This window comes from Roseibium litorale, from assembly GCF_014842915.1.
GTDB classification, from domain to species: Bacteria; Pseudomonadota; Alphaproteobacteria; order Rhizobiales; family Stappiaceae; genus Roseibium; species Roseibium litorale.
Map to the genome: position 1 here is coordinate 26,708 of NZ_JACYXI010000006.1, position 13,866 is coordinate 40,573.

Sequence of the window (13,866 nt, forward strand, 5' to 3'; positions counted from 1 at the left end):
TTTAGGCTTCGCCCTCTGGTAGAAAAGCTTGTAATCACACAAAGTAAAATGCAAATTTCGACTCATTGACCTTACGGTCACTGGAGGACTAATTTGAAGAAATTTCTTAAGAAGATTCAATTTATCAAATCAACGTTCGCGTATGGCGATCATTTTCTCGAGTGGCAGTTACGTCATTTTTCCGAACAATCCCCCCAATTCATCAAGCAGAGTGTTTTTCTGAAATACGGCATTCCCGGATCAACCTGGATCGAAACTGGAACCTATCTCGGCACCACGACGGATTTCCTGCGGCGGCATTTTCCGCAGGTCATTTCCATTGAACCAGCCAAAGAGCTCTACGAGCAGGCCTGCAAGCGTTTCAAAGGACAGAATGTCACGCTGCACAACGCACCAAGTGAGCAGGTCCTGAGCGATATTCTCAAGGACATGACCGGCGACGTCAGCTTCTGGCTCGATGGCCACTATTCCGCAGGTTTCACATATCAGGGCGATATCGAGTGCCCCATACGACATGAGCTTGCGGCTATCGAAGAAAACCTGCTGCATATGGGCAAGGTCGTGATCCTAATCGACGATATCCGCTGCTTTCTCGAGGAAGCCGGACTCAAGGACTACCCTCCCGTCGGAGAGCTTGTTTCCTGGGCCGACACAAACGGCTTCCACTGGCGCATCGAGCACGACATCTTCATCATGTACAACCGCAGCCAGGGCGTTCCGAAGATCCGGGAAACAACATAGCTTGAACGAACTGCAGTTGAGCTCTTGAAGCTGGCATTTTCCGGTCAAATCCGGCAGGGTGCGGCCTCAAGATGCCAGACGGACCTCCAATGCAGAACGACAAGACTCCCGTGATCTACCGCACCCGGCGCGCAGCCAGCCGGCCAGAAACTCCGCTAATCAGCATTGTCGTTCCCGCTTACAACGAGGCGGAGGTCCTGGATCATTTCATCACGGACACCCAGGCGATCCTCGCCTCTCTGGGGTGCCATTATGAATATGTCTTCATCGATGACGGCAGCCGGGACAAAACCGCGGACCTGATCGCCGGCCATCTGCGGAAGGGCTTGCCTGGACGCTTGATCGGCCTGTCACGCAACTTCGGCAAGGAAGCCGCCTTGAGTGCTGGTCTGGCCCATGCCCGGGGCGATGCCGTTGTCATTATCGATGCGGATCTGCAAGATCCGCCCGCGCTGATCCCGCAAATGCTGGAAGGCTGGCGTGCAGGCTATGATGTCGTTTACGGCGTGCGGGTGGACCGGTCGTCGGACACTTTGATGAAGCGGTCCACAGCAGACCTGTTCTACAGGATTTTCAACCGGCTGGCCCATATCGATATGCCTGCGAATGCCGGAGACTTCCGCCTGATCGACAGGACCGTCGTCAATGCCCTGCTTCAGTTGCCTGAGCGGAACAGGTTCATGAAGGGCCTTTTCGCCTGGGTCGGCTTCCCGTCCATGGCTCTGCCTTATGAGCGCCCGGAACGCCGGGCCGGAACGGGGAAATGGAACTACTGGAAGCTCTGGAACTTTGCCATAGACGGATTCACCAGCTTCACAACCCTTCCGCTCAGGATCTGGCTCTATTGCGGCAGCGTGGTCGCGGCGCTCGCCTTTGCCTATGCACTTTACCTGATCATACGTGTGCTGGCCTTTGGCGTCGATGTTCCCGGCTATGCGTCGCTCATGGTAGGTCTTCTGTTCTTCTCCGGTGTGCAACTGCTGTCCATCGGCATGATCGGCGAATATGTCTCGCGTCTCTTCAGTGAGACAAAGCAGCGCCCGGTCTATCTCGTTCAGGATATCATTGAAGGAACTGCCGCCACTCCCACAGAGGAACCGATGCGTTCCGCTGGCAGCAGGGACCAGGACGCGTGACGGCACCGCAGCCAACACTTCTAAGCCGCGCCCGTGGCGAAGCTGTTATGGCGTTCCGCTTCGCCCTCGTCGGCATCGCTGCAACGCTGACCCATTCTGCTGTCGCTCTTGGTCTTCACGGCGCAGGCCTTCTTCCAGCTCTGGCAGCCAATGTCGCGGGATTTCTGACGGCCTTCGGCGTCTCCTTTACCGGACATCACTTCTGGAGCTTTGCGGCCTTGCGGGGAACCAGCGGAACAGCGGCCCGCATGCGGAAGTTCTTCCTGCTGGCCCTGGCCGGCTTCCTGATCAACTCGGGAACGCTCCTTGGCTGGCTCCGTCTTACCGATTGGCCGGAAAGCCTCGGTATTCTTGTGTCCATTGCCATCGTTCCGGCGCTGAGCTTTCTCGGAGCGCGGTTTTGGGCCTTCAGGGCACACCCCTCGTCTCCAGCTAGCTGACAAAACCCCATGCTGACCACACGCACCGCAATTCTCTACACCTGCGCAGTCTGCCTGGTCTGGGCGTTGCTGCCGAGCCTGCTTTTTCCCAACCCGCCGCTGGATGTGGTGGAAGGCTATGCCTGGGGCCGCAGCCTCGCCCTTGGCTACACCAAGCATCCACCGATGCAGGCCTGGCTTCTGGAGGCCAGCTACTGGCTGACCGGAGGGGGCACCTATGGCGCTTACTGGCTGAGCCAGATCTCCCTTGGACTTGGCTATCTGTGCATATGGCAGCTTGGCCGCCGCATGGGGCTCAACGCCGCCGAGGCCTGTCTTTCCGTGCTGCTGACGAGCGTAACATTCTACTTCACGCTGCCTGCTCCGGAGTTCAATCCGAACATCCTGCAGATCCCGGTCTGGGCTGGGATGATCCTTGTGTTCCACCGGGCACTGGACAAAGGCCGTCTTGCAGATTGGAGCCTGCTCGGCATCCTCTCCGCCTTCGGTCTCTATACCAAGTATTTTGCTGCCCTTCTGATCGGCACGATTGGCCTATACGCCCTCGCCGTTCCTCACGCGCGGCGCCACATTGCCGCAATTGGCCCCTGGGTTGCGATGGCGGTCTGCCTTGTGCTGTTCACTCCACATCTCATCTGGCTCCGGGAAACTGACTTTCTGACGCTAACCTACGCTGCGAACCGCAGCCAGGCGGCATCGGGCCTTGCCGACCACCTAGCCAACCCGCTCAATTTCCTCGCTGGCCAGCTTCTCAATCATGCCGGTCTTGTTCTGGTTCTGTTGACCGGGTTCGGAGCGAATACCGTCAAGGTCCTGCACGGCCTGAAGTCAGCTCCCGCAGAGCAAGGCAACTCCAGCACCAGTCAGGAAACCCGGCAAGACAGGCTCTTCCTGCTCTGGTTTGCCTTCCTGCCGCTCGCCGTCGTTCTGCTGGCGTCAGCAGTCACCGGCAATGCCTTCAAACAGATGTGGGGCACACCGATGTTCGTGCTCTCCGGCCTCATTGCTGTCTGGTTCCTGCGCCCTGCACTCTCTCTGCTCTCAGAACGCCGGGCGCTTTATGCCGCGATTGCTGTTCAGGCAATCTTCCTGGGCATTGCCGCCGGTCAGGCAGTGCTTGAACCGCTCTGGAAGACAAAGGCCACCCGCATCCATTACCCGGGAAAAGAGATCGCTCAGTTCCTCGAAAGCGAATGGCAATCCCGGATGGGAACGCCCCTTGCCTATGTTGCTGGCGAAATGTGGAGCACGGCAAACATCACCTTGCATGGCGTAGACCGGCCAGAAATGCTACTGGACGGCGATCCCGCCCTGTCTCCCTGGATAAACGTTCAAGATCTGCGCAAGCGTGGCCTGATGCTCGTCTGGACCGGCAGGGATAGCTTGAAAGCTCCCGGGCATCTCGCCCGTTTCTACCCGGACGCGGAGGCCGATGGCAGCCAGGACTTTTCCTTTGGCCGCTCGGCGGCCATTCCTCCGGTCACTCTGAACTGGAAGATTGTTCCCCCGGATCAGGTTTCTGAATAAGATCCCCTTATGCGGGCAACCATCCGCAGCCTCAGGAACCTGCCAAAGGCTTTCCAAATGATCGATATGGCGGACATTGATGCAGTGGAAGGCTGGCTGGTCAATCAGGCTCTGATGTCTGCCCGTGTCCCGGACATGTTTGGCGATTTATGCATCCGCCTCAGAGAAACCGGCGTTGAAATCGACCGCGCGCTCCTGGCCTGGACGACACTCCATCCGCTGTTTGATGCCGAAACGGCCTTCTGGAAAACAGGCGAAGCCGTTCAGCACGCCCGTTTCGAGCATGCACGCGAAGGTGAGGAAGAAAATGAGGTTTGGCTCTCAAGTCCGATGCGGGCGGTGCAGCTGGAGCGGCTTCCCCGTCTGCGCCGCTATCTGGAAGGGGCAAACGCCGAGTTCGACTTCCCCCTATGCGCCGAACTCTGCGCTGAAGGCTATACGGACTACTTCGTTCTGGTGACCAACTTCCAGATGCCCGCCTTGCAGGAAATGCGCGGCCAGACGGGCATCATGATCAGCTGGGCGACAAAGCAGTCCGGCGGTTTCCGGGAGGATCAGATCCAGGCCATTGAATATATCCAGCCGCGCCTTGCCCTGGCCGCCAAGGCCAATCTGGAGTCCGAGATTGCCCGCACCATCGCAGAAACCTATTTGGGCCGCTCGGCGGGAACCCGCGTTCTGAATGGCCAGATCCGGCATGGGGACGGCGAGAAGATCAATGCAGTCATCTTTTACTGCGATATGCGCAATTCCACCCGCATTGCCGAAGCACTCGGGCCGGATCCCTACTTGCGCTGGCTGAACGGCTATTTCTCCGCCACAGCGGGCGCGGTTATGGCCGAGGGCGGCGAAGTCCTTGATTTCATCGGCGATGCGGTCCTGGCGGTCTTCCCGATTGGCGAAACAGGTCTCCAGGGCGCTGTTCAACACGCCATTGCCGCTGCAGATAAGTCACTTCAGAATGTCGAGCGTATCAACACTCAACCCGGAAAAGCAGCAAGCCAGCCGGTGCTGGAAATCGGCATTGCCCTATCCGTGGGCGAGGTCATGTTCGGCAACATAGGTGTTCCGGAACGCATGACGTTTTCCGTTATTGGCCAGACGGTTCACGCCGCTGCCCGTATCGAGACACTGACAAAGGCCGTTCAAAAGCACACGCTGATGACCGGTGAGATCGCCCAGTTTGTGCCGGAGCGCGCAGAGGCTGCCGGCGACTTTGAACTCAACGGCTTTGAAGAACCCGAACCCCTCTTCGCCCTGCGCCCTGCCGCTAAAGTCAAATAAAAAGGGCCACCGCACCGGCAGCCCTTTCATCAGTTATCTGCAGGCGAGGCTCAGAGAACCTTGACCTTCGTTCCGACCTTGACCTGCTCGTAGAGATATTCCACGTCACTGTTCAGCATGCGGATGCAGCCGGAAGACACAGCCTGACCGATGCTCCAGTCTTCGTTGGTGCCGTGAATACGGTAGATCGTGTTGCCGAGATACATGGCGCGGGCCCCGAGCGGGTTTTTCGGGCCACCGGGCATATGAGACGGCAGCTTGCGGCCCTTCTTGCGTTCGCGCACGATCATTTCTGGCGGCGGGGTCCAACCTGGCCATTCCGCCTTGCGGGTGATCTTTTCCGTACCATTCCAGGTGAAGCCGTCCTTGCCGACACCAATGCCGTAGCGCATGGCCTTGCCATTGCCCTGCACGTGATAGAGCCAGCGCGCATCGGTATCGATCACGATCGTGCCGGGCTCTTCAGGACCGGAATAGCTGACAAGCTTGCGCTTGTATTTCTTGCGCGCAATCTGACCGGCCAGTTCAGGCGTCAGCTTGAGGGAGACCCAGGTTTTGCTGTTCGGGTCAAAAAAACGGTTGTCTGCATGAGCCGGGCCAGCGGCCACCAGCATGCTCAATGCTAGAGCAGATAGAACAAGGCGGTGCATGAATGCATCTCTCGGACAAAACGCGGGCAGGCCGCAGGGAATCGGATATCGACTGGGTAGCATGAAGCCACACCCCTATCATGCCATTTATGATTAATTTTCTCTGACCAAGCCTGATCCTTCAACCGGGAAATCCCTACTTTCACGGCGGAGCTTCCCAAAGGGCATTCTTGCGCAGCCATGGACGGCCCGGATAGATGGTTGAACAACAAACATGAAATCAGTCCTGGGAGTGAACATGACAAGCCTTGCACCGGCGGCGGTCCGCGCCTTGCCCTTGAACGACCTGCCCGCGGTGGACGGCAGCACATCGGCCCCTGTCATGCTGGTGCATGGTTTCGGCGGCGACCGGCAGACCTGGGTCAACATCCAAACCGCTCTTGCGCCCACCCGCCGCTCCATCGCGGTCGATCTTCCAGGCCATGGCCAGGCCATCGGCTGGCCGCGCATTGGCAACGCCGGTGTTGCGGCCAAGGCTGTGTTTCAAACTGTCGAAGCGCTGGAACTGGAGCAGGTACACCTTGTTGGTCACTCCATGGGCGGAGCCGTGGCGGCTCTCGTTGCAATGCGTGCACCGGAGCGGATTGCCAGCCTGACCCTGCTGGCACCGGGCGGCTTCGGTCCTGAAATCAATCACAAGCTCCTGCGCCGCTACGCGGCAGCGACCGATCCGGCTGAGATGGAAGCCTTGCTGGAGCAGTTCTTCGGATGGAGTTTCAAGCTGCCGAAGTTTCTGGCGCGCAGTGCTGCCGAAAGCCGCTCCAGGCCCGGCGCTGTTGAAACCCTGAAGGCCATTGCGGACGAAATCATCGATGGCGATGTTCAAAAGACCCTGCCGCTGTCCGACCTTGCGGAACTGCCCTGCCCGATCAAGGTTGTCTGGGGCACTCAGGACCGGGTGCTGCCTACACGCCAGGCCCACAAACTGCCCGGAATGATCGCGGCCCATGTCTTTGATGGGGTTGGCCACATGCCTCACCTTGAAATTCCCCGGGAAGTCACACGCCTCATTCTTCAAAATGCGGCCCGTGCGTAACGCAGAAATCGGGCTCCTGAACGAAAAAGACGCCACGCGGGATCCGCGTGGCGTCTTGCATTTCCATCTGTCTGTTCTGATCAGGCAGCGCGAACCCCGGTCAGGAAGCTCGAGATCTCCCGGCGGATGAGCGCAGCCTGTTCGGCCAGGGACTTGGCAAGGCGCTCCACCTCTGCACCAGTTGCCCTTGCATGATCGGTCGCTCCGGCAACCGCTCCCATACGGGTTGCGCCTTCATCCGACCGGCTGGACGCATCTGACACGTTGCGTGCAATCGACTGGACCGCAGCATCCTGCTGAACCACTGCGGAAGCAACCGCGGAGGCGAGGCCTTCCATTTCCGTGATGATGTCACTGACTTCGCTGATCGCGGAGAGCGCCTGAGAAGAGGACCCCTGGATCGCTTCCACCTGATTGGCGATGTCCTCAGTCGCCCTGGATGTCTGATCAGCGAGCTGCTTCACTTCAGCCGCAACAACAGCGAAGCCCTTGCCCGCCTCGCCGGCACGAGCCGCTTCGATGGTCGCATTCAGCGCCAGAAGATTGGTCTGATTGGCGATGTCACGGATCAGGCCCATGACCTCGCCAATATGATCTGCAGCGCTTGAAAGCTTGTCCATTGTGCGGGAGGTTTCGAGGGCGCTTGTCACCGCCTTCTTCGCCACGTCTGTGGATTTGGAGGCCTGGCTGGCAATCTCGTTGATGGACGCCGCCAGCTCCTCCGTCGCCGAAGCGGCAGAGTTGACGTTCTCCGCCGCAATGCGGACGGCATTGCCCGCTTCCGAGGCCTGACCGGCCACATCATCTGCGGCAGCTTCCACAGCGGCTGACGTCTGAACCAGTTCATCCGTTGCGTGATCAAGACTCTGCAGGGCCCGGTCCACCATGCCTTCAAAGCTGGAGATCAGATCTTCCAGCCGGGCCACGCGGGCATCGCGCTGCGCGTTCTCTGCTTCTGAGGCCAGGGTCAGGCTCTGCCGCTCAACCGCGTTGTCGCGGAATACGGAAACGGTCGCCGCCATCGCAGCAATCTCGCGGCTGCCCTTCACTTCAGGCAGCTTGATGTCGGTCTTGCCGCTGGCCAGCTCCTCCATGGCAGAGCTGAGCCGCCCAAGAGGAACAGCGATCGAGCGGCCGATCACGACAGCTGCTGCGGACAAGCCGATCAACAATCCGAAGATGACGAAAAGAACCACGCCGGAAGAAAAGCCCCTTATCGTTTCCAGCGCGGCCTGAGCCGACAACTCTGACTGCCGGGCTGCCTCATTGAGCACCTGAAGGCGCGGCGGCAGTAAGTCGAACAGATTTTCAAGAAGCTCGGCGGACTTGCCCTTTTCAATGTCGGCTGCCGTGAAGGAATCGAAGGCTTCACGGTACAAAACCATGTTCTTGGCGATTTCGTCTTTGATTTCGTTCGGCAGGTAGGCCTTCTTGATCAGCCGCTCGTAGCGTCCGAAGGCAACTTCGAAATTGCCAAGGGCGACATCGTTCCTGTTGATCGTATATTCGCGTTCGGCAAGCTGGATTTCCAGGATGGCGCGGAAGAGCTTTTCAGTATCCGGATTCCCCCCGAAATTCATTTCCTTCTTCAGCCGGGCCTGAACCGCGCCTGCGGTCTGGACCAAGGTCCCGCGCAAGCCGCCTTCGGAGTCAAACCCGATCGTCGACTGTATGGAATTCAAGGTTCCAAATGCGCCTCCGACACCATCCAGCGTGTCACGCACATCCGCCAGCTCGGCTTCAAATTGCGACGTGTCTCCACGAGAGGCGATCGCCTGAAGCGATTGTTCCGCCGCAGTCAACTGCTCCTGAAAGCTGGTGAAACTCAAATCGTCCGGTTTGGCCAGATATCCCTTTTCGATATTCTGCATCCGGTCGACAATCTGCGCCAGATCGCCGAGTTCCCGGGACAGGCTCGCACTGCCGGCAAGCTCATTAAAGGAAGACGCAACCCTGTTCTGGCTCCACCAGAACACACCGCCCAAAATCAGAAGGCCAATGGCGGTGATCAAGCTGAGAGAGAGGATACGCACACGGACAGAGAGCCCTGATACTCTGTTCGTCGCTAACTTCCGGTTGGCATTCATAGCGGCGGTGCCCCTAAAAAGTTATAGTTTTGCCCTTTGCTCCAGAAAGACCGCCAAAAGTAAAAAAACAGGCAATATCCGCGGGTGGTGCATTGCAGGAAATGCTGATATTGCAGGCATTCTTGTCTGTATTTTAGTCAAAGCTCCTCCCCCGCAGAGCGACAGGGCACGCAATCGTGAGTTCCTTCCTAAAAGCCATGATTCCTGGAACATTTGTTCTTCTTTGGTCGACAGGTTTTATTGGCGCCAAAATGGGAGCTCCCTACGCGGATCCCATGGTCTTTCTCAGCTGGCGTTTCGCGCTGGTGCTCCCCCTTCTTCTGGCCATCAGCCTTGTGACGCACCCCAAATGGCCCGTGAATGCAACCCAGATCGCCCATTGCGTCATAACCGGTGTGATGATCCACGGCTGTTACCTCGGAGCCACTTTCTGGGCGGTTGACCGGGGAATGCCGGCTGGCGCAACGGCCATCGTCGTTGGCTTGCAGCCGGTTTTCAGCACATTGGCAGCAGCATTGCTTCTGGGCGAAAAAATCCAGACGAAGCACTGGGCCGGTCTGGCCATCGGTGGAACGGGCCTGGCGCTGGTTCTTGTTCCCAAACTGGGTCTCGCGGGATCGGGCATCGAACCGGTCAACATCGCCGCGGTGTTCTTCGGAGTGCTGAGCATCAGCATCGGCACGGTCTACCAGAAGCGCTTCGTACCCCAGACGGACCATCTAGCAGGCACGTTCTGGCAGTATATTGGCGCCCTTCTGGTGACAGTTCCCCTGTCTCTAACGGAAAGCTGGACGGTCGTCTGGTCCGGAGAGTTCATCTTCGCACTGGCCTGGCTGACCCTCGTCCTTTCCATCGGTGCGATCACGCTCTTGATGATTCTGATCCGCCAGGGCGCGGTTTCCGAAGTGGCGTCCCTGTTTTATCTGGTCCCCGTCGCGGCCTCGGTGGAAAGCTACCTGCTTTTCGGAGAGCGTCTGTCCCTGGTTCAGATCTGTGGAATGGCTCTCGTGATCTGCGCGGTTCTGATTATACGCAGACGCAGCCAGCCGGTTCAGCAGCCTGTCTAAGATGAACCAGCTGCTCTGCCAGCCTATTCTCTAGCCGCCCGCTCCTGCGGGCGGCTGACTGCGGGCCCGCGCGCTCCGGATAAGTCCCTTCTGACGGATCAGCGCCGCATTCAACTCTCCCCCAAGAATGAATGCGAGCGAGCAGATGTAGAGAAAGACCAGCGCGGACATGATGCCCGCCAGCCCGCCATAGGTCGAAACATAATTTGCGAAGCGGGCCAGATAGGCGCCGAATGCCGCCCCGCAGATCATCCAGAGTACCATGGTGGCGAGAACGCCGGGCAACAGGTCGACCACCTTGCGCTCACCCGCAGGAAGCAGCCAGTGAGCAGCCAAAAGCCCGATACCCACCAGCAAGCCCGCAAAAACAAGCCGCACAAGGTCCAGGGAGCGTATCTGCTCCTCCAGCCCGGGAACCCAGGTGACGACCGCCTCGATCACTAGCGGCCCGAGCACCACAAGAAAGGTGAAGGCAATCATGATCACCGCGGCGGCAACAACAAGACCCAGGGACTGGAGACGCAGAATGATGAAAGACCGGGTTTCACGCGTCCGGTAAGCCCGGTTCAGAGCCGTCCGCAGCGCTTCCAGACCGTTGGAGGCAAACCAGAGCGATGCGACCACACCGAACGTCAGGATATCTCCGCGCGGAACGGTCAAAACCTGATGGATCTCACGCACCACGGGATCGGCAACAGACTGCGGCCAGGCATCGAAAATCAAATCCGAAACACTGTTTGCAGCTCCCTCAAGTCCGAAGAAACCCGCGAGTGCCGCGATAAAAATCAGCAGCGGAAACACAGCCAGAAGAACGGACAAGGCAACGTGACTGGCCATCGCAAAGCCATCGTCCCGGCTGAAATGACCGTAAATGTCTCGAATAATTGCGAAAGCGGAAAATATAAAAGTTATGCCTGTCATATCTAATAAGGTGTCCCGGCAGCCGGTTAAGGTCAAGCAGCTGAGACGGAATCCGTCTCAGCCGAAAGACTGAGAATTCAACACTCGACAAAACACCTGCTGCAGCGCAACATAGCTGCGGAAGAAACGCCTCTAAAGTAATAATCGAAAACGGAGACGTGTGAATGTCGACCGCTACTGCTTCAGCGCCAGCCAGTTCCACTCTGACGGATCAGACCGCCGGCGCGATTGCGCTGCTTGACAGACTCCTGGACGCGGCGACGCGCGCTGTCCGCCACAAGGTGAGCGACAACGGAAAGATCTCTTCTGAAGCGATGGAACGGGAGCAGCGGGCCGCCCACGGACTGGCTTGGCTTGCGACCTATGTGGAGGCCCTGCGGCAGCTGGACGCCTACGCAATACGGCTGATCACCGACAAGAGGTTCGGGAAGCTGGAAGAGCTGATCGTCCGGATAGGATTTTCCGAGTATCTAGCCCAGATTCTGGGCGGCATACCGATGAATCAGGGCGAATTCGTCCGCCTCGCCGATCTCGGATTGACCGATGATCAGATCCGGGCCGTCCGGACCTCCGACATTCTGGAGCTGATTTCGGCAGGCAACAGCCCCGAGCTTCGGGTTGAGCTCGTCGAGTGTATCCGGCGGCAGGCCGGCCAGTCGACCTTCGGAGATTGCGGGCTGGAAGAAACCTATGACCAGATCCGCAACGAAATGCGCCGGTTCGCGGAAGACAACGTCACACCCTATGCCCACGAATGGCACCTGAAAAACGACTATATTCCTCTTGAGGTGATCAGCCAGATGGCTGAACTCGGGGTCTTCGGCCTGACGATCCCTGAAGAATACGGCGGGATGGGCCTTGGCAAAGAATCCATGTGCGTGGTCTCCGAGGAGCTATCGCGCGCCTATATCGGTGTCGGCTCCCTGGGCACGCGCTCCGAGATCGCGGCTGAACTGATCCTTTGCGGCGGCACGGAAGAGCAAAAGCAGAAATGGCTTCCGTTGATTGCTTCAGGTGAAATCCTGCCGACGGCTGTCTTCACGGAGCCGAACACCGGGTCGGACCTTGCCTCGCTCAAAACCCGGGCGGTCAAGGAAGGTGACATCTGGAAGGTCTATGGCAACAAGACCTGGATCACTCATCCGGTGCGCGCCGATGTGATGACGCTCCTCACCCGCACCAATCCGAATGAACCCGGCTACAAGGGCATGTCCATGTTCCTGGCAGAAAAGCCGCGCGGAACAGACGAGAATCCTTTCCCGGCGGAAGGCATGACCGGCGGCGAAATCGAGGTTCTCGGCTACCGGGGCATGAAGGAATATGAAATCGCCTTTGACGGATTTGAGGTCAAGGCAGAGAACCTTCTTGGCGGCGAAGAAGGCCAGGGCTTCAAGCAGCTCATGCAGACCTTCGAAGGCGCCCGTATCCAGACGGCGGCCCGCGCGCTTGGTGTTGCCCAATGTGCTCTGGATCTTGGTCTTCGCTATGCTGAGGAGCGGATCCAGTTCGGCAAGCCGCTGATCGCCTTCCCCCGCGTCTCCGACAAGCTGGCGATGATGACAACCGAGGTCATGATCGCCCGGCAGCTGACCTATTACTCTGCCTGGCAGAAGGATTCCGGGCGCCGCTGCGATCTGGAAGCCGGAATGGCGAAGCTTCTGGGCGCCCGTATCGCCTGGGCTGCGGCGGACAATGCCCTGCAGATCCATGGCGGCAACGGGTTCGCTCTCGAGTATCAGATCTCCCGCGTCCTGTGCGACGCCCGCATCCTGAACATCTTCGAAGGGGCAGGCGAAATCCAGGCGCAGGTAATCGCCCGGCGCATTCTGGAAACCCGGGGTCTCAACTGATCGCCCTTATGGTTTGTTTCTCACTTGATGGCCGGGATTGAATTTCCCGGCCACGACCCCACTTCATGGCCATGGCGGCACCGTTCGACACAATTGACTTTGATGAGAGCAAACTGGGGCCGGAAGAATCCCAGTGGCGCAGCTTGCGAAACCGTCTCCTGAAAACGGTCCGGCGGGCGGCGCGCCAGGTGCCTTTCATGGAAGACGTCGTCGCGGCCTATTATTGTGCGCTCGATCCGGCAACCCCGCGCAAGGTACGCCTGACCTTGCTTGCCGCCCTTGCCTATTTCGTCATGCCGCTTGATGCCGTGCCCGATTTCCTCATCGGCATTGGCTTTGGCGATGATGCAACCGTTCTGCTGGCCGCCTTGAACATGCTGCGCGTTCATATCCGTGACGTGCATCGTGATGCCGCCCGGGACAGCCTGCAGGATGGCGTTCTCTACGAACCGTCGGACAAGGAGCCGTTTTAAGCCACAGGCCCCGGCGTCTGCCGCCAGCAGCCGGAACTGCGCCCGGCGATGATCCAGTAAACCAGCCCCGCCATGAAGCCGGCAGCCAGGACGACGGTGGTTCCGGGACGAAGCCCATACTCCGCAGAGGCTCCAAGGGACCAGAGCCCAAAGGCGATGAGCCCCGCACCGCCGGCGTGAAAAATCACGCTGCGGACCGAAAGAAGCTCCGCTGCGAGAATGGCGCAGAAAACCGGCGCTCCCGCGAGACCGCCCAAGACGCTGGCTGTCACCAGCCCGCTCCCGGTCATCGCCGCAAAGCCGACCGGATCCATTGATGGGTCTCCGGCACGGAAGTACCCCCAGGCGAGAAACAGTCCCGCAGTCAGAACGGCCGCGCAAAATCCGATGGAAATGCGGATCAGCTGCCAGATGAGTTTGCTGCCATTCACTGCGGTCATATCCCTGTTCAAGTTCCAGCGCAGCCTACCGTGAAGATGTGCCGGAATGAAGGCTCGGGAAGAGAAAAGACTGCAGCAGCAACCTCTTGAGATCCCTGAACGCGGGCCCCATATCCTTTGGCCAGGTGTTTGAGTGCACACTCCCAAAACCCCGGACTGGTCCGTGGCTTCGTTGAGTTGCAGCAATTTAGCCTGTTTCACATACGCCGAAATG

At 58.8% G+C, this 13,866-nt stretch carries 13 protein-coding genes; 9 read left to right on the forward strand and 4 right to left on the reverse strand.

All coding sequences use genetic code 11. From position 1 onward, the window contains the following. Positions 1 to 93: 93 nt before the first annotated feature. The 5 genes from IG616_RS10530 (at position 94) to IG616_RS10550 (ending at position 5,128) form a co-directional block, all read left to right on the forward strand. Positions 94 to 741, forward strand: a complete 648-nt coding sequence (locus IG616_RS10530) for a class I SAM-dependent methyltransferase (RefSeq protein ID WP_192148127.1) — start codon at positions 94 to 96, stop codon at positions 739 to 741. 89 nt (positions 742 to 830) lie between these two features. Further along, positions 831 to 1,877, forward strand: a complete 1,047-nt coding sequence (locus IG616_RS10535) for a glycosyltransferase family 2 protein (protein WP_192148128.1) — start codon at positions 831 to 833, stop codon at positions 1,875 to 1,877. Next, on the forward strand, positions 1,874 to 2,317 hold the full coding sequence (locus IG616_RS10540; protein WP_209007438.1) for a GtrA family protein: 444 nt from the start codon (positions 1,874 to 1,876) through the stop codon (positions 2,315 to 2,317). Before IG616_RS10535 ends, IG616_RS10540 begins: the two co-directional genes overlap by 4 nt. 9 nt (positions 2,318 to 2,326) lie before the next feature. Beyond that, positions 2,327 to 3,844 carry a glycosyltransferase family 39 protein gene (locus IG616_RS10545; RefSeq protein ID WP_192148129.1) on the forward strand — a complete coding sequence of 506 codons (1,518 nt, stop codon included), beginning with the start codon at positions 2,327 to 2,329 and terminating at the stop codon, positions 3,842 to 3,844. A gap of 9 nt (positions 3,845 to 3,853) precedes the next feature. Continuing rightward, positions 3,854 to 5,128: an adenylate/guanylate cyclase domain-containing protein gene (locus tag IG616_RS10550; protein ID WP_209007439.1), complete on the forward strand. Its 1,275-nt coding sequence runs from the start codon at positions 3,854 to 3,856 to the stop codon at positions 5,126 to 5,128. A gap of 50 nt (positions 5,129 to 5,178) precedes the next feature. Here IG616_RS10550 and IG616_RS10555 read toward each other — a convergent pair whose 3' ends face one another. Continuing rightward, complete coding sequence (locus IG616_RS10555) at positions 5,179 to 5,778, reverse strand: L,D-transpeptidase (protein WP_192148130.1); 600 nt, start codon at positions 5,776 to 5,778, stop codon at positions 5,179 to 5,181. Between the two features lie 238 nt (positions 5,779 to 6,016). Here IG616_RS10555 and IG616_RS10560 point away from each other — a divergent pair, with 238 nt between their 5' ends. Continuing rightward, entirely contained in the window at positions 6,017 to 6,814 is a 798-nt protein-coding gene (locus IG616_RS10560; protein WP_192148131.1) for an alpha/beta fold hydrolase, read from the forward strand. 80 nt (positions 6,815 to 6,894) lie between these two features. Here IG616_RS10560 and IG616_RS10565 read toward each other — a convergent pair whose 3' ends face one another. Further along, on the reverse strand, positions 6,895 to 8,847 hold the full coding sequence (locus tag IG616_RS10565; protein ID WP_209007440.1) for a methyl-accepting chemotaxis protein: 1,953 nt from the start codon (positions 8,845 to 8,847) through the stop codon (positions 6,895 to 6,897). Between the two features lie 251 nt (positions 8,848 to 9,098). Between IG616_RS10565 and IG616_RS10570 the strand changes: the two genes are divergently transcribed. Beyond that, complete coding sequence (locus IG616_RS10570) at positions 9,099 to 9,968, forward strand: DMT family transporter (RefSeq protein WP_192148336.1); 870 nt, start codon at positions 9,099 to 9,101, stop codon at positions 9,966 to 9,968. Between the two features lie 30 nt (positions 9,969 to 9,998). Here the strand turns inward: IG616_RS10570 and IG616_RS10575 are convergent, their stop codons facing one another. After that, positions 9,999 to 10,889: a YihY/virulence factor BrkB family protein gene (locus tag IG616_RS10575; protein ID WP_192148133.1), complete on the reverse strand. Its 891-nt coding sequence runs from the start codon at positions 10,887 to 10,889 to the stop codon at positions 9,999 to 10,001. A gap of 164 nt (positions 10,890 to 11,053) precedes the next feature. Here IG616_RS10575 and IG616_RS10580 point away from each other — a divergent pair, with 164 nt between their 5' ends. Both IG616_RS10580 and IG616_RS10585 read left to right on the forward strand, forming a co-directional pair. Continuing rightward, positions 11,054 to 12,739 (forward strand): acyl-CoA dehydrogenase family protein, encoded by a 1,686-nt coding sequence (locus IG616_RS10580; protein ID WP_192148134.1) that lies wholly within the window; start codon positions 11,054 to 11,056, stop codon positions 12,737 to 12,739. A 71-nt stretch (positions 12,740 to 12,810) separates the two neighbouring features. Further along, entirely contained in the window at positions 12,811 to 13,212 is a 402-nt protein-coding gene (locus IG616_RS10585; RefSeq protein WP_192148337.1) for a YkvA family protein, read from the forward strand. On the opposite strand, the gene IG616_RS10590 is transcribed toward IG616_RS10585, so the two are convergent. Further along, positions 13,209 to 13,652, reverse strand: coding sequence for a translation initiation factor IF-3 (locus IG616_RS10590; protein ID WP_192148135.1), 444 nt, complete (start codon positions 13,650 to 13,652; stop codon positions 13,209 to 13,211). The genes IG616_RS10585 and IG616_RS10590 overlap by 4 nt on opposite strands. Between the last annotated feature and the right edge of the window lie 214 nt (positions 13,653 to 13,866).

Coding starts and splice junctions, on each gene's coding strand:
- IG616_RS10550 (WP_209007439.1), top strand. CDS start 3,854: ATGCGGGCAACCATCCGCAGCCTCAGGAACCTGCCAAAGGCTTTCCAA.
- IG616_RS10580 (WP_192148134.1), top strand. CDS start 11,054: ATGTCGACCGCTACTGCTTCAGCGCCAGCCAGTTCCACTCTGACGGAT.
- IG616_RS10535 (WP_192148128.1), top strand. CDS start 831: ATGCAGAACGACAAGACTCCCGTGATCTACCGCACCCGGCGCGCAGCC.
- IG616_RS10585 (WP_192148337.1), top strand. CDS start 12,811: ATGGCGGCACCGTTCGACACAATTGACTTTGATGAGAGCAAACTGGGG.
- IG616_RS10590 (WP_192148135.1), bottom strand. CDS start 13,652: ATGACCGCAGTGAATGGCAGCAAACTCATCTGGCAGCTGATCCGCATT.
- IG616_RS10545 (WP_192148129.1), top strand. CDS start 2,327: ATGCTGACCACACGCACCGCAATTCTCTACACCTGCGCAGTCTGCCTG.
- IG616_RS10575 (WP_192148133.1), bottom strand. CDS start 10,889: ATGACAGGCATAACTTTTATATTTTCCGCTTTCGCAATTATTCGAGAC.
- IG616_RS10570 (WP_192148336.1), top strand. CDS start 9,099: ATGATTCCTGGAACATTTGTTCTTCTTTGGTCGACAGGTTTTATTGGC.
- IG616_RS10560 (WP_192148131.1), top strand. CDS start 6,017: ATGACAAGCCTTGCACCGGCGGCGGTCCGCGCCTTGCCCTTGAACGAC.
- IG616_RS10555 (WP_192148130.1), bottom strand. CDS start 5,778: ATGCACCGCCTTGTTCTATCTGCTCTAGCATTGAGCATGCTGGTGGCC.